Here is a 24,050-nt window from a genome sequence, read left to right as displayed (position 1 = left end):
GAACATTAAGCTGCCAAAAAATTAATTTGAAGTGTACAAAGAATAATTTTTGTATTTAATAATTTATAATAACAGAAGAGGAATATAAAGATATGACAATGGAATTAGAAAAATACTACAATAAATTTTGTGAGGACAAAAGATTAACGAGAAAATATGGACAAGTTGAATATATAACTTCTATGAAATATATTCATAAGTATCTAGAAAATAACGAGAAGGCAAAAATCTTAGATGTTGGTGCAGGGACAGGCAGATACTCTGTACAATTGGCAAATGAAGGATATGATGTTACTGCAATTGAACTTGTGAAGCACAATTTAGGTATTTTAAAGTCAAAAGGAAGTTCAGTAAAAGCAATGCAGGGAACAGCATTAGATTTATCAAGATTTTCAGAAAATACTTTTGACATGACATTGGTGTTTGGACCAATGTATCATTTATATAAATTTGAGGATAAAGTAAAAGCGCTGCAAGAGGCAAAAAGAGTAACGAAAGTTGGCGGTGTTATCTTAGTAGCATATTGTATGAATGAATATAGTGTATTAACATATGGTTTTAAGGAAAATAATATTCGTTCATGTATTGATAATGGGAAGCTTACTGATGATTTTCATGTTATAGCGGAACCAGAAGATTTATATGATTATGTAAGAATTGAAGATATTAATAAGTTAAATGAGGAAGTAGGACTGCAAAGGATAAAATTAATTGCAGCAGATGGACATGCTAATTATATCCGACCTGTTTTGAATGCTATGGATGAAGATACATTTCAGCTTTTTCTTAATTATCATTTTTCTACCTGTGAAAGACCAGATTTGCTTGGAGCAAGCGCACATACGTTAGATATTTTGAGAAAAGAATAAGGAAAAGAGAAGAAGGCAATTCGGAAGTGTCGTAGCTATATGTTTAGTATAAAATATTGGAGGCGTAAATATGAGAAGATATCCATTGATTATAGATTGTGATCCTGGAGTTGACGACGTTTTTGCTATTCTGGTAGCTCATTCAAAACCAGAATTTGATATTAAAGCTATTTGCTCAGTATCAGGGAATGTAGGGATTGATCTGACTACTCATAATGCTCAGCTTATAGCAGGACTATTAGGTTTGAACTGCATAGTGGCAAAAGGAGCGGAAAAACCGCTCATAAAGGATGTCCTGGCTGCAACTGATGTGCATGGATCAGATGGATTAGGTGGTTATGCCGGTATATTTAGTTATGATAAATTGTCAAAATTAAGTGATTTGAGTGCAATAGAGGTTGAAAGGAAAATATTAATGGAGAGCGATGAACCTGTATATATAGCTGCTACTGGCCCGCTAACCAATATTGCATTACTCCTGTCAGCTTATCCAGAAGTAAAATCTAAAATTGCTGCAATCAGTATAATGGGCGGTGGAATAAACCTTGGAAATGTAACACCATGCAGTGAGTTTAACTATTTTGTAGATCCAGAAGCTGCATATATTGTTTTTAATAGCGGTGTTAAACTGATGATGTGTGGCTTGAATGTTACATTAAAGGCGACCCTAACTAATATTGAGTTAAATGAAATGAGGGGATTCCATAACACGATATCTGATATTGGAGTGAAAATTCTTTCATCATATATAGATAATGATGCGGCAATTCACGACCCCTGTGCTATATTGGCAATTTCAGATCCGGAGATGTTCGAATACAAGGATCAATATGTTCAAATTGACACAAGGGCTGGAATTACACAGGGAATGAGCTATGTGGATGAAACACATAATCCAGATAAAAAACCTAACTGTCGTGTTTTCTATGACATTAACAGGGAATTCTTTAGAAAGACTATTGTAAAATCTGTAAATATATAATCTCAGATAGAAGGGCAATGAGGCTCGCCTCCACCAATGAAACTCACGAATATATAATAACCGTTTTAGGTACATGCTAAAAAATAAAGCTAGAGCATTTTTTACTCTAGTTAGCGAACAATAGAAATTAATAAGGGCGATACATTTTAGGAACTGATGCCTAAAATGTGTCGCCTTTGTAATTTATGTTTCATTTAGGCTGATAAAGATTGGAATATATTTTAGTTGTTTTATTATTAGGCACGATCAAAAGTGAAATATCCCTTATAGGAACCACCATGACCACTTAATAGTGGTGTTTCTTTTTTGTAACGGATACCACCAATAGTAGATTCTTTAGTACGAGTGGCCATAAGAACCAGTTCCTTAGTCTTAAGAGGCATAGTTACATTCCCGATTACATCGTCTCCCGTACCAAGCAGGCTGTTTATTCCATCTGTCACTGCTGGTACTACCGCCTCTAATACTGGCCCGGCAACTAATGCAACAGGACCAGTTAAATATGAAGCAAGTACTTCAGCTCCTTTTTCAACGCTTTTCTTAACTGCAGCATAATACTTTTTCGGATCTCCTTGATCGTGTTCCAGTAGAAGAAAGCTTATAGTTAAGCCATAGGGTTTTCCTCTGTAGAGTTCAATGTGATCAGGCACAGTTTCACGATTCACAACATCTTCGTAAAGTCTAGTTTGTACTGTTGAAGCCACTGTGGGTTCATCTGGATTTCCTGTAGCTGCCGTTACACCTATTATAGCATAATCATCGTCTGAACCTGGTCCGTCCGTCTCACCGAAGCAGTGAATGCCCTTATAGGTTAAAACAATTTGATCGAACTCTATAGGACCAGTATCTTGCCACCAATAGATTTCGCCCTTCTCAAAGTGGGCTACTCTTCCTTCACCGTATTTTAATTCTTCATCATCCTTGATAGGAGATCCCAGTCTGCTTCCAAAATGACCCATTTGAAAATACTTATTACTGGTATCGCCATAAAGCACATAAGCCGGTCCGTTTATCTTTTGTGTATAAATTGCACCTTTCTCATAGCGGATTCGATATGCATTACCAATGTCTTCTACCCCAGAGACAGCTTTACCTAACTTTTGCGGTGCAGCTTTCAAGGAAGTGTATTTTGCTTGAATTGTTTTTCTTACCGCTTTATCAATATCTAAAACTTCGGGTGGTTTATAAGGTTTACCAATGGGTTGTTCTGAAAGTGGTTTCTCAGGATTAAAATATTTAATTAATGGGTCGGGAAAACGAGTTTGATTTAAGTAGGGACAAACATAGAGTTCAGGATAACAGTAGGGACAATAAGATGAAGATTGTCTGTAATAGGGACAATAAAATGAAGAGTGTCCGTAATAAGGGGCAGGTCCATATGTTTCATGGTACATAAATTTATCTCCTTATCTAGAATTAAACTCCATAATATTATAGTATGTTTATCCATTAAAAAGGGTGCATCCTTATCTAATCTTCGAAAGGTTAAGGTAAACAAGACTATTTCTAGGTGCAAAGACTTCCTTGCAATACTACTTGTGGGGTTACTTGAGTAATTGAATTTGACGTTCTTACCTGTACAGGTACCCCACGGTATAATATAGGTTTAGCTAAAGTAATTGAGCGTGACCAAGTAGGAGACGTTTCCGGAGTAGGATACAGTATGAAGCCGAAACTACCAATTCCTGAGAAGGTAATAAATCCTTCATAGGCATCGAAGTTACCAAATTGAGAAGGATCAGGCAAGCCTGTTGCTAAAATACTGATTCCTTGTTCGCCAGCTGGTAATTGCCTAGATAATACTACGCCAAGTGCTGTGGCACTAACTGCAGGGGACAGAGTTCTTAACATAGTACAGCATGGTAGTGTAACAACTATAGGTACACATAGTATGTCTCCAGGAAAGATTAGTAATGGATTGGGAATGTGTGGATTGTTAGCAATGATAAGGCCTGTATCAACTCTTAAGCGCTGAGCAATTAAAAAAATGGTATCGCCTCTGCCAACAGTGTAATGGGTAAAGCCTCGTGGACAATGGCCAGGGACTCTTGCCAAAGATATCACCTCTATTTACATTATTTTAGGCATAAAGTACCAAATAAAGCTGTTACGATATTATATGTTAATGAAGGATGTTAGGTGTAACCTGCTGGGTTCTTCTTAAATGATTACCTACCTAAGTATACTCAAAAACAAATGTAGCAACTTTTTTTACTGTATCATACTATATATTGATTACTAATTTCAAAAGTGGAGGGTCTCAATCCATAGGCGGTTATCGCTATTTAGACTTGCCTCTACACTTCGTCTACAAAGGATATTCTGAGGATAGGATATCATCCTTTTGATGTGATCCAACATTTTTCCCAGAATTACTGAAAGACCTCTATATCCAAATTCCAATACTATGAAATTAAGGCTAAAGTATTGAAAGATGAACATGTTAATAGCATAATAAATAGATATAAGATATGAGATAATGATGGCAAGATTTGAAACCTTGATTAAAAGAATTAGTTATATAGAACCATACTCTGATACTTGCTACCAAGAGGTATTGGGACAAAAAATTCCTTACCCTTGTGTTGCCACTAGAACTAAAGTAATAGATATTTTTTTAGTGGTAACCTCCGAGGGATTTGTTTTTAGAAAAATAAATATAATAAGATTTATTATTGCTGCTACAGAGCTTACTTATAGTAAGCTCTGTAGTAATTTTACTGAACTATTGATTAAATACTGTTGTAGCTCCTGTTAATGAATTATACGTGATGTATCCGCCTTCAAAAGTTGCTAATCCAGCACCTGCTTCTCCAAGTATGGAAGCCTCATCTGCAATAGGAAATCCAAGCTTACCACCCGTTCCACCCTGTTTTAAATATTCCGGGATGATATGTGAATGTATTGCATAAGGCCCCAAATAAGGAGGCTTGAAATAAATAGTTCCACCTTGAAAATTGGAAAACAAACCTTTTCCGTCCGAAGTTTTACTTATCCCAAAAATTGGGTATCCAAGAAAACTTCCTTCTGCTCCTAGATCAAGATATTTTTTAAGGATAGGACCATATAATTCCCATGCACCGGTACCGGTTCTAGGTGACCAGTAAATATACCCCTGTTGGAACTTATTATATCTACCTTCTTTATCTAATGTTGGAGTTTCATCTGTTTCAGGAAAGCCTAATATTCCTTTTTCTTCCCCTAACTGCTTATATCTCTCTAGAATAGCTCCATGAACTTCACGAGCTCCTATTGTTGCAGTATAATAAATGTTAGCATTTTGGAACATAGCAGTGGAACCAACAGTACTTGGTATTATATCAGTAAGTGGGTATCCAAAGAAGCTTAATCCTCCCATCATTGACCATTTATCATAAATTGGACCCCAAATTGCATGAGCTGTAGTATCTGGCGACCATACAATGATACCTTTTTTATATCTGCGACTTTTTCCTTTTCTATCTGGAGTTGGCTTCTCGCCTTCAATAGGAGATCCTAATGGACTTGCAGCGCCTCCCATTAGGGCATATTTTTGATCTATTGGCGAAACCCTATATAGATCTGCTCTCATTTGTAAAGGACATGACTGAATGAAAGGACATGTTTCGTCTCTTGGCACTCCATCAACAAAAGGGCAATAGCGTATGAACATTAGTTTATAGCTCCTTTATAAAATTAATCAATCAATATATATTATTCAGCAAATTTCATTAGGTTACTTCCGGGGATTTAATCTTCTTATATTGTAACTTACTGAAATTCCTTTACTTGGATCATAGATGATGTTTCCACCTTGAAAATTGCTTATTACACCACCTGATACCCCAACTAAAGCAGCCTGATCTGTAATAGGAAATCCAAGCATACTTTTTGTCTCTCCCTGCTTTTCATATTCTCGAAGGATAGCTCCATGTACCTCATGAGCTCCGTAAGCAGGTGACCAATAAATATTTCCACATTTAAAACGCCTATAACGGCCTATACCATCAGGAGTTGGCTGCTCAGGCTCAATAGGAGGTCCTAATGGACTCTGATTACCTCCCAATTCACCATACTTTGTATCTATAGGCGAAACCCTATATGAATCTATTGTCCTTTCAAAATCATTTAACTCCGGGAAAGGATATGTTTCTAAGTTTGAATAATTAAGGTAAAGATATCTTATGAACATTATATATATCTCCTCTTAAAATTAATCAATTTATATTATTCTGTAAATTTAATTAGGTTACTACCAGCCGAGAAATTTGTTTTTCAATAGATTCTTAGACTACATAAAGGTTATTTCTGAATAACCAAAGCGCGGCATGAAACCTTACGTCTTTGTACCAGCAACTTGAACATAATCATAAATATTAAGTAGATAAGAAAAAAGAAGGCTGATATAATGTTTTTAGAATATTTATAAAGGAGTTATTAAATGAAATACTATTTAGCACCAATGGAAGGAATTACGGGATACATATATAGAAATTCTTATGAAAAATTTTTTAGTAATATTGATAAATACTTTACACCTTTTATTATTCCAAATAAAAGTACAAGCCTTAAAACTAAAGAATTAAGAGATATTTTGCCTGAAAATAATAAAGGAATGAATATAGTGCCTCAAATACTTACTAACGATTCAGAAGGTTTTATTACTACTTCTACAAAATTACAACAATTAGGTTATAACGAAGTTAATTTAAATTTAGGCTGTCCTTCTGGAACGGTTGTTTCAAAAAATAGAGGATCAGGATTTCTGGCCAAAAGAGAAGAACTGGATATGTTTTTAGATGAAATATTTAAAATAGATGATATGAAAATTTCTATAAAAACTAGAATAGGAAAAGATAGTCCAGAAGAATTTTATGAGTTAATAAAAATTTATAATAAATATCCTATAGAAGAATTAATTATTCATCCTAGAACACAAAAAGATTTTTATGGAAATAAACCTAATTTAGAGGTGTTTAAAGATGCATTATCTTTAAGTACTAATCCAGTATGTTATAATGGTGATATTTTTACTGTTGAAGATCATGATAAATTAATTAAAGCTTTTCCAGAGCTAAAAACAGTTATGTTTGGGAGAGGTATACTAGCCAATCCGGGGTTAATGGATTCCATAAAAAATAATACTAATTTAGATAAAAAAGTTTTAAAAGATTTTCATGATGAAATTTTAAATACATACATAGAAGTATATAATGAAGAGAAAAATGCAATGTTTAGAATGAAAGAACTATGGGGTTATATGATTTACATTTTCTCAGATAATAAAAAATATGTTAAAAAAATAAAGAAGTCACAAAAGTTAAGTGATTATAATGCAGCTGTGTTAAGTTTATTTGCAGAACAGGAAATCATAGAAGGGGCTGGATTATTTTACAATCAATATTAAATTATATAGTGTAATTATGTTTTACTTAAATTGTCCAAAGGATAAGGAGACAGAGACTCTTTTATTATTGACTACACTATATCTATAAGATATACTTAAATAAAAAAGAATAAAAAGGATCATGTAACTGGCGGAAATGGAGTTCACCATAGGGAGCATGATTGAAGAAGAATATCGACCGCCTGGGTAAATATGAATTTATCCAGGCGGTTTTTTTGTTTTAATTTATTTTTGGAGGTTGTTTTTATGAAAGATTTTGAAATTGTACTTAAGTATGGATGTAATCCTCATCAAAAGCCAGCTAGAGTTTATACAAAAGGCGAAAAATTACCTTTTAAAATTTTAAACGGAAATCCAGGTTATATCAATTTTATGGATGCTTTTAACTCATGGCAGTTAGTAAAGGAATTAAAACAAGCAACGAAGCTTCCAGCTGCAGCATCTTTTAAGCATGTAAGTCCAGCAGGTGCTGCAGTAGGAGTGCCTTTAAGCAATGTATTGAAAAAGTCATATTTTGTTGAGGACATAGAGTTAACTTCTGTCGCTGCTGCTTATGCAAGGGCAAGGGGGGCAGATAGAATGTCTTCCTTTGGTGATTGGGCGGCAATAAGCGATGTTGTTGATTTACCTACTGCTACAATTTTGAGTAGATCTGTTTCAGATGGAATAATTGCAGCAGGATATACAGATGAAGCTCTAGAGCTTTTGAAGAAGAAGAAAAAAGGTGACTATTGTATAATCCAAATGGATTGGGATTACGAACCAGAAGAGATAGAAACAAGAAAAATTTATGGAATAACCTTTGAACAGAAGAGAAATGACATTTTAGCAAATAAAGATATGCTTAATAACATAGTAACTAATAATAAAAATATTACAGAGGAAGCGAGACGAGATTTGCTTATATCAATGATTACGTTAAAGTATACTCAGTCTAATTCTGTTTGTTTTGTATTAGATGGACAAGTAATTGGTGTCGGTGCAGGACAGCAGTCCCGTATACATTGTACAAGATTAGCTGGATCAAAGGCAGATATTTGGTACTTGAGACAGCATCCTGCTGTGCTTAACCTACCATTTAAAGAAGGTATTTCAACGCCAGAGAGAGACAATGCTATAGATCAATACCTTAGAGATGATATTACTCCAATGGAAATGAAAGAATGGGGAAATGTATTTAAAGAAATACCTAATAGATTGACGAAGGAAGAAAAGGCAGAATGGTTATCCAATTTAACTGGAGTTTCATTGGGGTCAGATGCATTTTTTCCATTTAGAGATAACATTGACAGAGCAGCTCAAAGTGGAGTAAAATACATTGTTCAACCTGGTGGATCAGTAAGAGACGATATAGTAATAGATGCATGTAATGAATATGATATTGCTATGGTTTATTCTGGACTAAGGCTATTCCATCATTAAAATCAAAGACTTTAAGAATTATAAACAGAATTCTAAGCTTCAGGTGGAGTTTTAACTCCATCTGAAGCTTAGAAGTCGTTATCCAGGGACATAGCCGCTCTTTACTCCCACTTGAAGAAGATGGGAGTATTAGAGCGGGTAAGTCATCGGATAAATTATTGCTTTAAACTGCTAGTAAATACTATTTACCGGCAGTTTTTATGTGCAAAAAATTAACAGTAAGAATATGAAAATGTAGTTAAGTTGTGATTTTGCTGTAAAGAAACTGTAACAATTCAAGACTAAAATACAAATATAAGTTTGATACTGAAAGGCAGTATTGAGTGTAAATATAAGTAATTGAGGTGAGGTAAATGAGTAATAGCACAGTTTATTCCGTAATAGTGCCTTTGTATAATGAGGAACTTGTTATCGGTGAAAGCTATAAAAGATTAAAAAAGGTTATGGATTGTGCTGAAGATAATTATGAAATTATATTTGTAAATGATGGAAGTAAGGATAAGACAAGAGATAAAGTAGAAGAAATATGCAAAAACGATGAAAAAATAAAACTTATTAATTTTTCTCGAAACTTTGGACATCAAGCCGCCATAACAGCAGGAATGGATTTAGCTTTAGGAGATGCAGTTATTGTAATAGATGCTGATCTTCAAGATCCGCCAGAAGTCATTCTTAAAATGATTGAAGAGTGGAAGAAAGGCTATGAGGTTGTTTATGGTAAAAGAATAAAAAGGGAAGGAGAGACACTTTTTAAAAAAATTACTGCTAAATTATTTTATAGAGTACTAAAAAGTATGACTACAGTTAACATTCCAGTGGACACAGGAGATTTTAGGCTCATAGATCGAAAGGTATGTGATGCTCTAATAGCACTTCCTGAAAAAAATAGATACGTGAGAGGACTTGTAAGTTGGGTTGGGTATAAGCAAACCTCTGTGGAATTTGTTAGACAAGAAAGATTTGCAGGTGAAACTAAATACCCTTTTAAAAAAATGATGAAGCTGGCTTTTGATGGTATAACGTCATTTTCTTACAAACCACTAGTGATTGCTGGGTATTTTGGAGGATTAACTTTCTTAATAGGAGTAATTGCAACTATTGTTGTTATTATAAAAGACATGATTAATAGGGCAGAGGTAATCAACTTTGGATTAATTTTAGCGATGAATGTAATGATGTTTGGCATGACTCTTGGAAGTATAGGTATAATGGGGCAATATATTGGAAGAATTTTTGATGAAAGTAAAGGAAGGCCCATTTATATAATTGACAGCACTATAAATTATAAGAGAGTTGATAAGAAATATGAAGTTAGTAATTAGAGTAACCAATTATGTTTTAAATGGAAAATTCAAAAACTTAAGTCGTTTTTCTATTATTGGAGTATTAAATACTCTTATGGATTTTGCTGTATTTACAATATTTCATAGTTTGTTCGAAGTAAATTATGCAATATGCCAGATAGTAGGATATAGCTTTGGAGTTATAAATAGCTTTGTATTTAACAAGAATTGGACATTTGGAGATAGAAATGCAAATAAGAAGACAGCTCGTGAATTATTTCAATTTATTGTAATTAATTTAATTTCACTGGCAGTTACAATAATATTTATGAAACTTTTAATAAAAAACTCTGGCATTAATGTGTATGCAGCAAAAATAATTGTAACATTTATAGCTCAAATAACAAATTTTCTTGGATATAAGTTATGGGTATTCAAATAGGTAGGTATTGAATTTTATAGAGGTTATTTAAAATTGGATAAATAAAGGAAACTTTATAAGGGAGGCGATAAAAATGAAAAAAGTAAAATTCACAAAAGAAACTTTAGGATTGTCACTGATTTTAATATTATCTGCAATATTAAATTTTGCAAATATAAGTATAGAGGGATATGCAAATGGGTATTATGCTGCTGGTGTAAAGAGCATGCTCATGAGTTTTAAAAATTTCTTTTTTGTGTCCTTTGACCCAGCTGGATTTGTAACTATTGACAAACCGCCAGTAGGATTTTGGATACAAACTATATCAGCTAAAATATTTGGCTTTAGTGGGTGGAGTATACTTTTACCACAGGCTCTTGCTGGAGTGATTTCAGTTTGGCTTATATATTATCTTGTCAAGAGATCCTTTGGAACCGCAGCAGGTTTGATTTCGGCATTATGCCTTGCTGTGACCCCAGCGTTCGTAGCAGCAAGCAGAAGTAATACGATAGACAACTTACTTGTGGTAACTCTACTATTTGCTTGCGGGGCTCTTTCTATAGCAGCAGAAAAAGGAAAAGTCAAGTATCTTATAATAAGTTTAGCTCTCGTGGGAGTTGGCTTTAATATAAAAATGCTGCAGGCTTATATGGTAGCACCAGCCTTATATATAACATATCTTCTTTCTTCAGCAGCATCTATCAAAAAAAGAATAATACATCTTGCTTCCGCAACAGTTGTTCTATTAGCGATATCCTTCTCCTGGGCCTTAATTGTGGATTCAGTGCCTGCAGCAAATAGACCTTTTGTAGGAAGTAGTACTAATAATACAGTTAAGGAACTTATACTAGGACACAACGGACTAGAAAGAATTATTGGCGGAAATAGAACTGCCGGTGGCAGAGGACAAATGGATGGACAAATGAGAGAAGGACAAAATCAATCTAAAGAGGGTGTTGATGCAACTTCCAGTGCGACACAAGAAAATCCAGGTCAAGGAATGCCATCAGGTTCTCAAGATGGTAATCAAGGACAAGGTGCGCCAGGAAACTTTTCAAATAGAGATGGGCAAGGTCAAAGCGGAATGGGACCAGGACAAGGCAATGGAAATATGCAGCCACCTGGCGGAGGAGGTCCTGGCAACGGGTCAAGAGGAGGTCAAGGTGGACTGGCAGGATCTTTTGGAGGAGAAACACCAGCAGGAATAACAAGATTATTTTCTAGAAATGTTTTATCGGATCAAATAGTTTGGTTCTTGCCACTTGCTATATTGGGCTTTACAGCAGCAATAATAAAAGAAAAATTAAAATTTCCTTTTGATAATAAAAGAAAGTTGGCGTTAGTATTATGGAGCGTTTGGCTAGTACCTGAATTTATATACTTTAGTTTCACAAAAGGATTGTTCCACCCATACTATTTAACTATGATGGCACCACCAATTGCTGCCTTAACAGGAATAGGAATTACAGCAATGTGTGAATTGCACAAAGAAGGTGGTTGGAAGTCTTGGATTTTACCAGCATCCTTTATATTAGAAGGATTGACACAATTATTAATGCTATCCTATTTCTATAATAGTATATCTACTACTATAAGGAGTATAATCATAGCATCATTAATTCTGTGCTTTGCAGCTTCAGCTGCACTTGCTATAAGGAATATAATAAATGTAGTAAAAGTGAAAAAATACATTACTGAAGATAACAACGCTGATCTAAATAAAAATAAGAATATGAAGTTAAGTAAGGCATTGGTAAGTATTGCTCTAATAGGAGCTTTAGTAACTCCACTTATTGGTGCAAGTACCCCTATATCACATAAGTTAAGTGCAGTTACGCCTTCAGCTGGACTAGAGCTTCTTTCCAGCGAACAGAGAAATAACTTTGGTGGAGGCAATGGCTTCAATAGCAGCAATACAAAATTAGCAGAATTCCTAAAAAGCCACAAAACAAATGAAAAATATCTACTTGTAGTTTCATCTGCTGGCAGTGCACAAGATATAATAGTTAATACTGGTGAGTCTGTAATGGCCCTTGGTGGTTTTTCAGGATCTGACAAAATACTTACTTTAGATCAATTTAAAGAGCTAGTTAAGAAAGGTGAAGTAAGGTATGTACTCACAGGAGGCATGGGCGGAAGAGGCTCTGATGAGGACATTATGAGTTGGGTTCAAAAAAATGGTACTATCGTTCCAGAAAGTGAATGGAAGGATTCTAGTAATAATGTTACCTCAAATTCACAAACTAAAGGTTCAGATAAGGGAGCTAGCCAAAATTCTAATTTAGGAAGACAGAATTTTGGTGGACCTGGTGGAGGTAATTCAGGACAATTATATGATTTGAAAAATTCAGTAAAAAATTAATGATCTTAAAACTATATAAGTTTAAATTCTGTTACTAATTGATAGAGATTTAAACTTATATAGTTTTGCAGGGGTGTTGGTTAAGTGATATAATTGTGACAAAGTTGTAACAAAAATACTTTATAATATAGATAGTAACATTTTTCGGAGGTATATTATGAAGGGCAAAAAGATACTAGTAGTTGATGATGAACCGCTAATAAGAAAGCTTGTAACAGATTTTCTTAAGAAAGAAGGATACAGTACTATTGAAGCAGAAGATGGGCGTAAGGCATTAGAGGTGTTTTCTAATGAGGAAGATATAGATTTAGTAATTCTTGATGTGATGCTTCCAGAATATGATGGTTGGACTGTATGTAGAGAGATAAGAAAAAAGTCTAGAATTCCAATCATGATGTTAACTGCAAGAGGAGAAGAATTTGATGAAATATTTGGTTTAGATATTGGAGCAGATGAATATATTGCAAAACCCTTTAGCCCTAATATATTAATAGCAAGAGTAAATGCTATATTGAGAAGAGCTGAATCTATAGAAAATAATGATTCTAAGGAATTTAATGGATTAACAATAGATCATAATGCACATCAAGTAACTATTGAGGGATATACAGTGGATTTAAGCCCAAAGGAGTACGACTTATTAATATATCTTACTGAGAATTACGGAAAGGCGCTAAGTAGAGAACAGATACTGGATAAAGTATGGGGATATGATTATTATGGAGATTTAAGAACAGTTGACACTCATATAAATAGATTAAGAATAAAATTAGACTCAAAAAGTAACTATGTACATACTATACGTGGATATGGATATAGGTTTGAGGTTGAAAAATGAAGAAATCTATAAGATCAAAACTTTTTATCTCTATAACATTCTTGCTAATATTTTTTATTTTCCTTTTATGGATGCTGAATACTTTATATCTTGAGCAGTACTATATAAACAAAAAGAAAAAAATACTTACAGATACTGCAAAGCATATTGCGAGTATTTACAGGGAGGACGTAAAGGATATACAGGATGAATTAGATAGAACAGCTAATATAATTGGAAGTACTATTGAGATACGTGATAAGGATGGAAATCCAATATACAATTCTTCTCGCAGACCCTTTGAGGGAAAAAATATAATAAATAATAAGCAAGATAAACAGATGTTGAAACCTCCATTAGATCATCCACCTGAAAATGATAAAGTTACGGAGTATACAGAGGGGAAGTACACCTACGAAACTCGAAGCGATACTAAAATGAAAATAGATTTCTTTGCTGTTACAACAAAGTTAAGTAATGGAGGCATACTTTCTATAAGAGTACCTATAGTTTCAATAAGAGAAAATGTGGATATTGCAAATAGATTTATAATTATTACAGGTATTATAATTATGATTTTTGGAAGTATGTGGGTATATTTATTTTCAAGAAAATTTACAAAACCAATATTAGAGTTAAACAATATTGCCCAGGACATGGCTAAATTTGATTTTACTAAAAAATGCAGTATAAAAGATAAAGACGAGATTGGTCAGCTTGGCCAAAGTATTAACTATTTATCTGGTGAACTAGATAGAGTAATTACAGAGTTAAATATAAAAAATAAAAAACTTGAGGAAGACATTGAGAAAGAAAGAAAAATAGATGAGATGCGAAAAGAGTTTATATCCAGTGTTTCACATGAGTTAAGAACTCCTCTGGCAGTAATACAAGGATATGCGGAAGGACTAACTAGCAATGTTGCTGAAAGTGAAGAGGATAGAAGGTTTTACTGCGATGTTATAATGAATGAAACGGATAAAATGAATAAGCTAGTAAAGGATTTATTAAATCTTTCTCAAATTGAATCAGGATATTTTCAAATCGAAAAAACAGAATTTAATCTAACATCTTTAATAGAATATGTGCTTAATAAATACAAAGCTGTATTTGATGAAAAAAACATCGAAATAGAATTTGATATTGGTGAAAATGATATTGCCTATGGAGACATGGTAAGAATTGAGCAAATACTTACGAATTATATTAATAATGCAATTAATCATATAGATGGCGATAAGATTATAAAAGTAGGCAAAATGATTAAAAATGATAAGATAAGAGTATATGTATTCAATACTGGAAAGCACATTCCAGAAGAATCCTTGGAAAAATTGTGGAATAGTTTCTATAAAGTAGATAAAGCTAGAACAAGAGCCTATGGAGGATACGGACTTGGACTTTCTATAGTAAAAGCTATTCAAGATCTTCACAATAATTCCTATGGTGTAGAAAATAGCGAGGGAGGAGTAACTTTCTGGTTTGAAGTAGACAAAGTGCAAGAGGTTACTTAAGATTGTAAAGAGAAAAATAACCAATGAAAGACTTGTTATTATAAGGGGGATGTTGTATGGAAACTAAAATTAACTTAATTAGAAAAAATGAATTTCAAACAAGCAGATGGTCTGGGGGAACCACAACAGAACTTTTAATATATCCTGAGAAAGCAAAGTATAGTGAGAGAAATTTTAAATGGAGACTTAGTTCCGCAAAGGTTGAAGTAAGTGAATCAGACTTTACACATTTACCAGGTATTTCGAGAATTATTATGATTATTGATGGAAAATTAACACTTGAACATAAAGGTCACCACAAGGCAGTACTTGAGAGCTTTGAGCAGGATAGTTTCATGGGAGATTGGGAAACTAAGAGCTTTGGCAAGGTAACAGACTTTAATTTGATGATGAATGAAGAGTGTACTGGTAAATTACAAGCCTTATCAGTTAAAAGTGAAGATATGGTTAAGATTCTATTAAATGAAAGTAGTGAAGAGTCAAGTCAGATTACAGATACTTTTTATGTTGTGCAAGGCAATCTTCAAATAGCTGAACAGGATAAAGTGTTTGAGGTTAACGAAGGAGAATTACTTTCTGTTACAAGAGCAAGTAGCGAAAATAAGTATGAGCTGAGTATTTACAACAGAGGAGATAAGGAAGCGAAGATTATAAGAGCAACAATTAGTTATTGCAGTTAAATAAGCGGATATGCATAAATAAAACTAGAGCGTCTAACTCATAAGATGCTCTAGTTTTATTTATGAAGAAGATGATTTTATAAGTATGCTAAAATTCATCAATTAAGTTCTAACTCTAGAAAGTATTTTTTTTGCATTAATCTATATTTATGTGGAGAGATTCCTTCATATTTTATAAAGACTTTAGTGAAGTACGTAGGATCCACATAACCAATATCTAAAGATATTCTACGTATAGTCTTATCTGTGGTTACTAATAGTTTTTTTGCTTCCTTAATGCGTAATTTAGAAAGATATTCTATGAAATTTAAACCTGTATTATTTTTAAAGTATCTGCTGAAATACTGAGGATTTAAATGTATGTGTTCTGCTACTGATTCTAGACTGATATTTTCGCTAAAATTTTTATTTATATACTCTATAGCTTTGTGAATAGTATCCTTATCAGAAACCAAATCCACTGAATTACTAGAGTTCACATTTTCGCTTTTTAAAAGCGAAATAATTTTACTGATAGACTCACTTAATTCTTTAGGTTTTGCTGGCTTTAAAATATAATCAACCACACCAAGTCTGATAGCATTCTGTGCAAAGCTAAAGTTATCGTATGCCGTCAATATAATAGTTTTTACATCTGGAAGAAACTTGGAAATGGATTGTTGAGCCTCCAAGCCACTTTTTTCCGGCATTTTGATATCCATAATAATTATATCCGGCTTATGTTTTTTGGATAGCTCTACCGCCTCTTCTCCGGTTGTCGCATCCTCAACTATTTCTATATCAGTAAAGCTCTTTTTCAGTATAAATCTCATAGCCTTACGTTCAAAGGCTTCATCATCAGCAATTAGCAGCTTGTACATAATTAATTCTCCTCTCAATAAGTTCTAATAAGCAAACGGAATTTTAATACGTACTGTTGTTCCTACATGAGGAATACTGTAAATACTAATACCAAACTCTGGTCCAAAATAGTATACTAGTCTGTCTTGAACGATCTTCATTCCAATACCACCATAAACTCTAGAAGAATTTATATCATTAAGCAGATTAGATAACTTTTCACTACTCATACCAACCCCATTGTCGATTATTTTAATTATCGCAGAGTTATCAGGTAGTATCTCTCCAGTTATAGTAACATTTCCAGGGTCATTTTTTGGTTCCAAACCATGAATGATAGCATTTTCAATAAGAGGTTGTAGGGTCATAACTGGAATCTTATATTTTAGAACGTCATCTGGTAGATCTATTTCATAGTTAAGTTTATCACTATATCTTGTTGTTTGAATAAACAGATATTTTTTTATATTATCTAATTCAACACCAACATCAACCATGTCAGCTGAATTCTTAATGCTATATCTTAGTATATCTGAGAGAGAATATATAAGTTCAGCAGTGTTATCAGAGTTTTCCATAAGTGCCATGCCGGCAATCGTATTTAGGGTATTGAATAGAAAATGAGGATTAATCTGAGACTGAATAGATTTAATTTGAGTGTCCTTAACCAGTTGTTGAAACTTCATTTTTTCTTTAGTTTCTTCCAATAATTCTTTTTGAATTATATTAAATACTCCCATTTCAACAATGTGGTTAGCAAATAACGAAAGAAACTCTGCAGAATCTATTATCTTATCTCGTTTGAGAACTTTTACTTCATCCAGAGTGGATTGAAGTTCTTCAAGAGGCAATTCTAATTCAGTAGAAAGTTTTTTTAAGTCCATAAAATCTCTGTTCCTAAATTCTTCTACAACTACTTGACCGCAAAGCATAGCACCAAGGTAAACACCATTTACGATGATTGGGGCTGTTAGGTCTGTCAGTCCAGCGTGACAGGTATAAATTATTGTTTTCTTTGATAGCATTGATCTTAAACCGCCCTCCGCATCGCAATTACTACATCTGCTGTATCCGGTTTTAGAGGTTCTAATTAAGCTACAAAATTTCGTAAAGCTACTTGGAGCTGTTATTGGTGTGCCAAGTCTATCTACTGTAACTGCAGATAAGCTTGTCATCTTGGAAAACTTGTCCTGAATATCTTGAAGAGAAGAAATATCAATAATCTCATCTAATGCATACTCTTTCGGATTACTCATAAAAACACCTCGTAAGTAAACGATTAAATAAACTATGAACTTATGCAATATGAAGAAAATTTACTACAATAATTATACTAGTTTATACTGTAAGAAATCAACTATAAGTGAATATTCAAGAAACGGCATAAATACATGAGTTGCACTATCCAATGTAAAAAAAATACAGAAATTAGTATAAAAATTACAGCTATAAGAAGTTAATATAAGCGTTAAATATGTCAAAATATTCAAAAAATACTATGTGATATTAATGTAAAATGTAAGCATCAAAATTATTTTAATTATTTTATATTTTGGAGGTGTCTTTATGGGACAAGAAGCGTTGGGAATGATAGAAACAAAAGGATTGGTTGCTGCAATTGAAGCAGCTGACTCTATGGTTAAGGCTGCAAACGTTGCACTAGTAGGATATGAAAAGATAGGATCAGGACTAGTTACTGTTATGGTTAGAGGCGATGTAGGAGCAGTTAAGGCTGCTACAGACGCAGGTGCTGCTTCAGCTAAAAGAATTGGAGAAATTGTATCCATACATGTTATTCCAAGACCACATACAGATGTTGAAAAAATGCTACCTAAATTAGCTGAATAATAAAGTTAAGGAGTAGTATCGATGGATAACGCATTAATTGAAAAGGTTTTATCTGAAATAAGTAGTAAAATAAATCTACAAAATGTGGATAAAGACCTAATGAGTAAAATTGTCCAATCAGCAGCAGAAAAAATACTTCAAAGTGAAACTGCTGTAGTAAGTGAAAAAAATAATATTGTAGAAGAGAAAAGGGAGGTAGTAACCATGAGTGCGCCATCAGCAATAACAGAATTTGTAGGAACAGCAATTGGAGATACAGTTGGATTAGTTATAGCTAATGTAGACTATTATTTACATGAAAAAATGGGTTTAGATAAAAAATATCGTTCAATAGGAATAATCAGTTCAAGAACAGGTGCAGGTCCTCATATTATGGCAGCAGATGAGGCTGTAAAAGCTACTAATACTGAAGTAGTAACTATTGAAATGGCAAGAGATACAAAGGGCGGAGCTGGCCATGGTTCATTAATCATACTAGCAGCTGAAGATGTATCAGACGCAAGAAGAGCTGTAGAAGTAGCTTTAAAAGAATTAGATAGAACTTTTGGAGATGTTTATGGATGTGATGCAGGTCACTTGGAACTTCAATACACTGCAAGAGCAAGCTTGGCATTAGAAAAAGCTTTTGGTGCTCCACTTGGAAAAGCTTTTGGAATAATTGTTGGTGCTCCAGCTGGTATAGGTGTTGTAATGGCAGATACAGCTATGAAAACTGCAAATGTTGAAATGGTAACTTATGCAAGTCCAGGTGTAGGTACAGCACACTCAAACGAAGTTATAATCACTATTACAGGTGATTCAGGTGCTGTTAGACAGTCTGTAATTGCAGCTAGAGAGGTTGGCTTATCTATATTAAAATCAATGGGACAAGAAACTCAATCTAGTACTCAACCATATATTTAACAGAAGGCGGTGTTACAGTGAAAAGGTCTAAAAGATTTGAAGTTTTAGAAAATAGAGCAGTTCATAATGATGGATTCGTTAAAGAGTGGACAGAAGTAGGTCTTATAGCTATAGGAAGTCCTAAGGATCCAACTCCAAGTGTTAAAGTGGAAAACGGAAAAATTGTTGAGATGGACGGAAAGAAAAGAGAAGATTTCGATTTTATCGATTCATTCTTGGCAGATCATGCTATCAATATAGAAAATACTGAAAAGGCTATGGCCATAGACTCATTGACAATAGCTAGAATGTTAACAGATATTAATGTTTCAAGAGATGAAATCGTTAAGATAACTACAGCGTTAACACCTGCTAAACTTGTTGAAGTAGTAGACAAGTTAAATGTAGTTGAAATGATGATGGCTCTTCAGAAGATGAGAGCTAGAAGAACTCCATCAAATCAATGTCACGTTACTAATTTACGTGATAATCCAGTGCAGATTGCAGCAGATGCTGCCGAGTCAGCAATAAGAGGTTTTGATGAAATGGAGACAACTGTAGGTATAGTAAGATATGCTCCTTTCAATGCTTTAGGACTTATGGTAGGAGCACAAGTTGGTAGAGGTGGAGTTTTAACTCAGTGTGCTTTAGAAGAAGCTACAGAACTTAAGTTAGGTATGCTTGGATATACATCTTATGCAGAAACTATATCTGTTTACGGAACTGAGGACGTATTTGTTGATGGTGATGATACTCCTTATTCAAAAGCTTTCTTAGCATCAGCTTATGCATCACGTGGCCTTAAGATGAGATTTACATCTGGTACCGGTTCAGAAGTCCAGATGGGATATGCAGAAGGAAAGTCCATGCTTTACTTAGAAGCAAGATGCATAATGATAACTAAAGGTGCTGGATCTCAAGGTTTACAAAATGGTTCAGTTAGTTGTATAGGTGTTCCAGCTGCAGTACCAGGCGGTATAAGAGCAGTATTAGGAGAAAACTTAATAACAACAATGTTAGACTTAGAAGTTGCTTCAAGTAACGACCAGACATTTACTCACTCAGATATAAGAAAAACGGCAAGAACTATGATGCAGTTCTTACCAGGAACAGACTTTATATGTTCAGGATATAGTGCTACGCCAAACTATGATAACATGTTTGCAGGTTCAAACTGGGATGCTGAAGATTATGATGATTGGCTAATAATGCAAAGAGACTTAAAAGTTGACGCAGGTCTTGTTCCAGTTAAGGAAGAGGATGTTATAGCAATTAGAAATAAGGCAGCTAAGGCAATTCAAGCAGTATTTAGAGAATTGGGATTACCAGCTATTACTGATGAAGAAGTTGAAGCAGCAACTTATGCTCATGGTAGTAAAGACATGCCGGCTAGAAATGTTGTAGAAGATTTAAAAGCTGCTCAAGAACTGTTAACACGTGGCATTACAGGACTTGATATCGTTAAGGCACTTCATAAAGGTGGATTTGCTGAAATTGCTGAGAGAGTTCTTAACTTATTGAAGCAAAGAGTAGCAGGAGACTACCTACACACATCAGCTATATTTGATGATAAATATAATGTTATCAGTGCTGTAAACGATCGCAATGATTACATGGGACCTGGAACAGGATACAGACTTGAAGGTGAGAAATGGGAAAAAATTAAGAACATTACTCACGCTCTAGATCCTGACAAAATGTAGGGGAGTGATTAATATATGGTAAATTCAGTATCTAACGAAGAATTAATAGAATTAATAACCAAACAGGTTTTAAGCCAGTTAACAGCTAATACAAATTCAAGCGCTGCTAAAGTTAATACTACTACTGCAAGAGTTGGCAAGATGAGACTTGAAGAGGTTGGTACTGCTGAACTTGGAAAAAGAAGTGATGAGGTTGTTATAGCTTTAGGAGCAGCTTTTGGGAAAACTCAAACTGAGACAATAGTTGGAATACCTCATGACGAAGTATTAAGAGAAATTTTAGCAGGTATAGAGGAAGAAGGAATTACTCCAAGAGTAGTAAGAGCTTTACGTACATCAGACGTATCCTTCATGGCTAACGATGCTGCTAAAATAAGCGGATCAGGTATAGGCATAGGAATCCAATCAAAAGGAACTACAGTTATACATCAAAAAGACTTACAACCACTAAATAATCTTGAGTTATTTTCTCAGGCTCCATTAATAGATAGAGAAACTTTTAGAGCTATAGGTAAGAATGCTGCAAGATATGCAAAAGGTGAATCACCAGACCCAGTACCAGTTAAGAATGATCAAATGGCTAGACCAAGATATCAAGCTAAGGCAGCAGTTCTTCATATAAAAGAAACTGAGCATGTAGTAAAAAATGCAAAACCTATAGAATTAAAAGTAGTTTTTGAATAGGGGTGAAGTTATGGATAACAATCTTTTAATAGAACAGATAGTTAACGAAGTTTTAAAAAGCATGACTACTGCTCAAAGTCAACCAGCAGCAACATGTGAAGAAAAGAAAAGCTTTGAAGTACTTAGCAAAAACGACTATCCTTTAGCTAAAAAGAGAAGTGATTTAATAAAAACTAAAAGCAATAAAGGATTTAATGATATAAATATCGAGAATGTTTTAAATGGAAGCATAAATTCAGATGATATAAAGATTACTCCAGAGGTTCTTATATATCAAGCTCAGATAGCAGAATCTGTAGGAAGACATGCATTTGCAAAGAACTTAAGAAGAGCAGCTGAACTTACAGCAGTTCCTGATGATAGAGTTCTTGAAATCTATAATGCATTAAGACCTTATAGATCAACAAAGCAAGAGTTAGTATCTATTGCAGATGAACTTGAAAATAAGTATAACGCAAAAATTTGTGCTTCACTAGTTAGAGAAGCTTGTGAAGTATATGAAAAAAGAGGCAGATTAAAAGTTTAGGTAGGTGATACAAGTGAAACTTGTGGCAGGAGTAGACATAGGAAACTCTACTACGGAAGTTGCCATTGCAGATTTTGATGCAGGTTTAAATTTTCTTATAAGCAGTATGATTAAAACTACAGGAATTAAAGGGACCACTGACAACGTAGCAGGAGTACTTCTAGCTTTGAAAGAAGCTTGTGAAAACATAAATATGCCAGTAAACAAGCTACATGCTATATGCATAAACGAAGCAACTCCAGTTATCGGTGATGTGGCTATGGAAACAATTACTGAAACTATAATTACTGAATCTACAATGATAGGACATAATCCTGATACACCTGGAGGTATAGGGGTAGGTATTGGTAGAACAGTGTTTTTAGATGAATTACGGCATTTGCATAGTAATGAAGAGGTAATCTGCATAATCAATAAATCAGTAGATTTTGAAACCGCTGCTAGAAAGCTAAACGAAGCATTGAAAAATAATATTAATATTACTGGTGCAGTGGTGCAGGGTGATGATGGAGTTATAATATCGAATAGACTAGATAAAAAAATCCCTATTGTTGATGAGGTAGCCTATATTGACAAAGTTCCTATGGGAATGCTTGCAGCGGTAGAAGTAGCGTTACCCGGAAAAACAATAAAGGTGCTATCTAATCCTTATGGACTTGCCACTGTCTTTAAACTTTCACCGGGCGAAACTAAACATATAATCCCAATCTCTAGGGCTCTTATTGGCAACAGATCAGCGGTTGTCATAAGAACCCCAGAAGGGGATGTAAAAGAAAGAGTTATTCCTGCTGGAAAGTTAATACTTATGGGAACTAAAGAAAAAAAGGTACCAGTAGAAGAAGGGTCTAGTTCAATAATGAATAGTTTAAGTGAAATATGGCCCTTAAAAGATGTAAGCGGGGAACCAGGTACTAATGTAGGTGGAATGATAGAGAGAGTAAGACAAGTAATGGGTGAGCTTACAGATCAGAATATTGATGAGATAAAAATACAGGATATTTTGGCTGTAGATACCTTTATACCACAAAAGGTTCAAGGTGGTTTGGCAGGAGAGTTTGCATTAGAAAATGCTGTAGCACTTGCTGCTATGGTAAAGACAAGCAAACTGCCTATGGAGACTATAGCTAAAAAGCTGCAGTCAGAAACTAATGTTCAGGTTTTAATAGGTGGCGTTGAAGCAAATATGGCAGTTCTTGGTGCACTAACTACTCCAGGAACAGATAAACCTCTAGTGATTTTAGACATTGGAGGTGGATCAACGGACTCAGCCTATATTGATAAAAATGGAGTTGTTAAGTCAATTCACCATGCTGGTGCAGGAGAAATGGTTACAATGCTCATTAAATCAGAACTTGGACTTGAAGATCACAACTTAGCAGAAGATATAAAGAAACATCCTTTAGCTAAAGTGGAAAGTCTTTTTAATATAAGATATGAAGATGGAAGTGTATGCTTCTTTCAACAACCTTTAGATGCATCGTTATTTGCAAGGAATATAATAGTGAAAAGCGATGAAATGTTACCAATCCCGACTAGACATTCCATAGAAAAAATAAAAATGGTTAGAAGGGAAGCAAAAAGAAAGGTGTTTGTAACTAATGTCATTAGAGCACTGAAGGATATTGCACCAAACAATGATTTGAGGTGTATTGACTTCGTGGTATTAGTAGGTGGTTCAGCACTAGATTTTGAAATTCCTGAAATGATATCTGACGAGCTATCACATTATGGGGTTGTTTGCGGAAGTGGTAATATAAGGGGAGCCCAAGGGCCTAGAAACGCTGTGGCTACAGGACTTGTAATTTCCTATTACAATGCGCTTGCGAGGTAA

23 protein-coding genes and 1 riboswitch are annotated in these 24,050 nt (G+C 34.2%); of the genes, 17 read left to right on the top strand and 6 right to left on the bottom strand.

The annotated features are described in order from the left end of the window. Positions 1-92: 92 nt before the first annotated feature. Both ACZ5N4_RS18190 and ACZ5N4_RS18185 read left to right on the top strand, forming a co-directional pair. Positions 93-869, top strand: a complete 777-nt coding sequence (locus tag ACZ5N4_RS18190; RefSeq protein ID WP_464203921.1) for a class I SAM-dependent methyltransferase — start codon at positions 93-95, stop codon at positions 867-869. A gap of 70 nt (positions 870-939) precedes the next feature. Beyond that, positions 940-1,851, top strand: coding sequence for a nucleoside hydrolase (locus tag ACZ5N4_RS18185; RefSeq protein ID WP_464203920.1), 912 nt, complete (start codon positions 940-942; stop codon positions 1,849-1,851). A 236-nt stretch (positions 1,852-2,087) separates the two neighbouring features. Here ACZ5N4_RS18185 and ACZ5N4_RS18180 read toward each other — a convergent pair whose 3' ends face one another. Then, complete coding sequence (locus tag ACZ5N4_RS18180; protein WP_464203919.1) at positions 2,088-3,245, bottom strand: LGFP repeat-containing protein; 1,158 nt, start codon at positions 3,243-3,245, stop codon at positions 2,088-2,090. A 112-nt stretch (positions 3,246-3,357) separates the two neighbouring features. Beyond that, the gene (locus ACZ5N4_RS18175; protein ID WP_464203918.1) at positions 3,358-3,906 is read right to left on the bottom strand and encodes a LysM peptidoglycan-binding domain-containing protein; all 549 of its coding nucleotides are present in this window, start codon (positions 3,904-3,906) and stop codon (positions 3,358-3,360) included. A gap of 427 nt (positions 3,907-4,333) precedes the next feature. On the opposite strand from ACZ5N4_RS18175, the gene ACZ5N4_RS18170 reads away from it, so the two are divergent. Beyond that, entirely contained in the window at positions 4,334-4,609 is a 276-nt protein-coding gene (locus ACZ5N4_RS18170) for a hypothetical protein (RefSeq protein ID WP_464203917.1), read from the top strand. Here the strand turns inward: ACZ5N4_RS18170 and ACZ5N4_RS18165 are convergent. Together ACZ5N4_RS18165 and ACZ5N4_RS18160 are read right to left on the bottom strand one after the other, a co-directional pair. Continuing rightward, positions 4,577-5,503, bottom strand: coding sequence for an LGFP repeat-containing protein (locus ACZ5N4_RS18165; RefSeq protein ID WP_464203916.1), 927 nt, complete (start codon positions 5,501-5,503; stop codon positions 4,577-4,579). The genes ACZ5N4_RS18170 and ACZ5N4_RS18165 overlap by 33 nt on opposite strands. A gap of 63 nt (positions 5,504-5,566) precedes the next feature. Next, complete coding sequence (locus ACZ5N4_RS18160) at positions 5,567-6,022, bottom strand: LGFP repeat-containing protein (protein ID WP_464203915.1); 456 nt, start codon at positions 6,020-6,022, stop codon at positions 5,567-5,569. Positions 6,023-6,271: 249 nt separating this feature from the next. Between ACZ5N4_RS18160 and ACZ5N4_RS18155 the strand changes: the two genes are divergently transcribed. The 8 genes from ACZ5N4_RS18155 to ACZ5N4_RS18120 all read left to right on the top strand — a co-directional run bounded on the left by ACZ5N4_RS18155 (position 6,272) and on the right by ACZ5N4_RS18120 (position 15,736). Then, positions 6,272-7,237, top strand: a complete 966-nt coding sequence (locus tag ACZ5N4_RS18155; protein WP_464203914.1) for a tRNA dihydrouridine synthase — start codon at positions 6,272-6,274, stop codon at positions 7,235-7,237. A gap of 113 nt (positions 7,238-7,350) precedes the next feature. Beyond that, positions 7,351-7,432: riboswitch (ZMP/ZTP riboswitch) on the top strand. A gap of 51 nt (positions 7,433-7,483) precedes the next feature. Next, positions 7,484-8,659, top strand: a complete 1,176-nt coding sequence (locus ACZ5N4_RS18150) for a phosphoribosylaminoimidazolecarboxamide formyltransferase (RefSeq protein WP_464203913.1) — start codon at positions 7,484-7,486, stop codon at positions 8,657-8,659. A gap of 353 nt (positions 8,660-9,012) precedes the next feature. After that, positions 9,013-9,981, top strand: coding sequence for a glycosyltransferase family 2 protein (locus ACZ5N4_RS18145; RefSeq protein WP_464203912.1), 969 nt, complete (start codon positions 9,013-9,015; stop codon positions 9,979-9,981). Then, positions 9,965-10,384, top strand: a complete 420-nt coding sequence (locus tag ACZ5N4_RS18140; protein WP_464203911.1) for a GtrA family protein — start codon at positions 9,965-9,967, stop codon at positions 10,382-10,384. Before ACZ5N4_RS18145 ends, ACZ5N4_RS18140 begins: the two co-directional genes overlap by 17 nt. A gap of 73 nt (positions 10,385-10,457) precedes the next feature. After that, positions 10,458-12,725, top strand: a complete 2,268-nt coding sequence (locus tag ACZ5N4_RS18135; protein ID WP_464203910.1) for a glycosyltransferase family 39 protein — start codon at positions 10,458-10,460, stop codon at positions 12,723-12,725. A gap of 157 nt (positions 12,726-12,882) precedes the next feature. Beyond that, positions 12,883-13,563: a response regulator transcription factor gene (locus ACZ5N4_RS18130; RefSeq protein WP_464203909.1), complete on the top strand. Its 681-nt coding sequence runs from the start codon at positions 12,883-12,885 to the stop codon at positions 13,561-13,563. After that, positions 13,560-15,056, top strand: coding sequence for a HAMP domain-containing sensor histidine kinase (locus ACZ5N4_RS18125; RefSeq protein ID WP_464203908.1), 1,497 nt, complete (start codon positions 13,560-13,562; stop codon positions 15,054-15,056). Before ACZ5N4_RS18130 ends, ACZ5N4_RS18125 begins: the two co-directional genes overlap by 4 nt. Before the next feature lie 56 nt (positions 15,057-15,112). Next, positions 15,113-15,736 (top strand): HutD/Ves family protein, encoded by a 624-nt coding sequence (locus ACZ5N4_RS18120; protein ID WP_464203907.1) that lies wholly within the window; start codon positions 15,113-15,115, stop codon positions 15,734-15,736. A gap of 98 nt (positions 15,737-15,834) precedes the next feature. Here the strand turns inward: ACZ5N4_RS18120 and ACZ5N4_RS18115 are convergent, their stop codons facing one another. After that, positions 15,835-16,596, bottom strand: coding sequence for a response regulator transcription factor (locus tag ACZ5N4_RS18115; RefSeq protein WP_464203906.1), 762 nt, complete (start codon positions 16,594-16,596; stop codon positions 15,835-15,837). Between the two features lie 24 nt (positions 16,597-16,620). After that, positions 16,621-17,832, bottom strand: a complete 1,212-nt coding sequence (locus ACZ5N4_RS18110) for a sensor histidine kinase (RefSeq protein WP_464203905.1) — start codon at positions 17,830-17,832, stop codon at positions 16,621-16,623. A 310-nt stretch (positions 17,833-18,142) separates the two neighbouring features. Here ACZ5N4_RS18110 and eutM point away from each other — a divergent pair, with 310 nt between their 5' ends. The 6 genes from eutM (at position 18,143) to ACZ5N4_RS18080 (ending at position 24,050) form a co-directional block, all read left to right on the top strand. After that, on the top strand, positions 18,143-18,424 hold the full coding sequence (gene eutM / locus ACZ5N4_RS18105) for an ethanolamine utilization microcompartment protein EutM (protein ID WP_464203904.1): 282 nt from the start codon (positions 18,143-18,145) through the stop codon (positions 18,422-18,424). Between the two features lie 84 nt (positions 18,425-18,508). Next, positions 18,509-19,327: a propanediol utilization microcompartment protein PduB gene (gene pduB, locus ACZ5N4_RS18100; RefSeq protein ID WP_464211005.1), complete on the top strand. Its 819-nt coding sequence runs from the start codon at positions 18,509-18,511 to the stop codon at positions 19,325-19,327. 17 nt (positions 19,328-19,344) lie between these two features. After that, a complete protein-coding gene (locus tag ACZ5N4_RS18095) occupies positions 19,345-21,009 on the top strand; it encodes a propanediol/glycerol family dehydratase large subunit (protein WP_464203903.1) in 1,665 nt (554 codons plus the stop codon). A 15-nt stretch (positions 21,010-21,024) separates the two neighbouring features. Continuing rightward, complete coding sequence (locus ACZ5N4_RS18090; RefSeq protein WP_464203902.1) at positions 21,025-21,693, top strand: propanediol/glycerol family dehydratase medium subunit; 669 nt, start codon at positions 21,025-21,027, stop codon at positions 21,691-21,693. Positions 21,694-21,703: 10 nt separating this feature from the next. Beyond that, entirely contained in the window at positions 21,704-22,219 is a 516-nt protein-coding gene (locus ACZ5N4_RS18085) for a diol dehydratase small subunit (protein ID WP_464203901.1), read from the top strand. 13 nt (positions 22,220-22,232) lie between these two features. Further along, complete coding sequence (locus ACZ5N4_RS18080; RefSeq protein ID WP_464211003.1) at positions 22,233-24,050, top strand: diol dehydratase reactivase subunit alpha; 1,818 nt, start codon at positions 22,233-22,235, stop codon at positions 24,048-24,050.

Source organism: Clostridium nitrophenolicum (assembly GCF_055391695.1).
The sequence above is the reverse complement of the archived record's forward strand: the minus strand, read 5'-3'. Positions and strand labels throughout refer to the sequence as shown.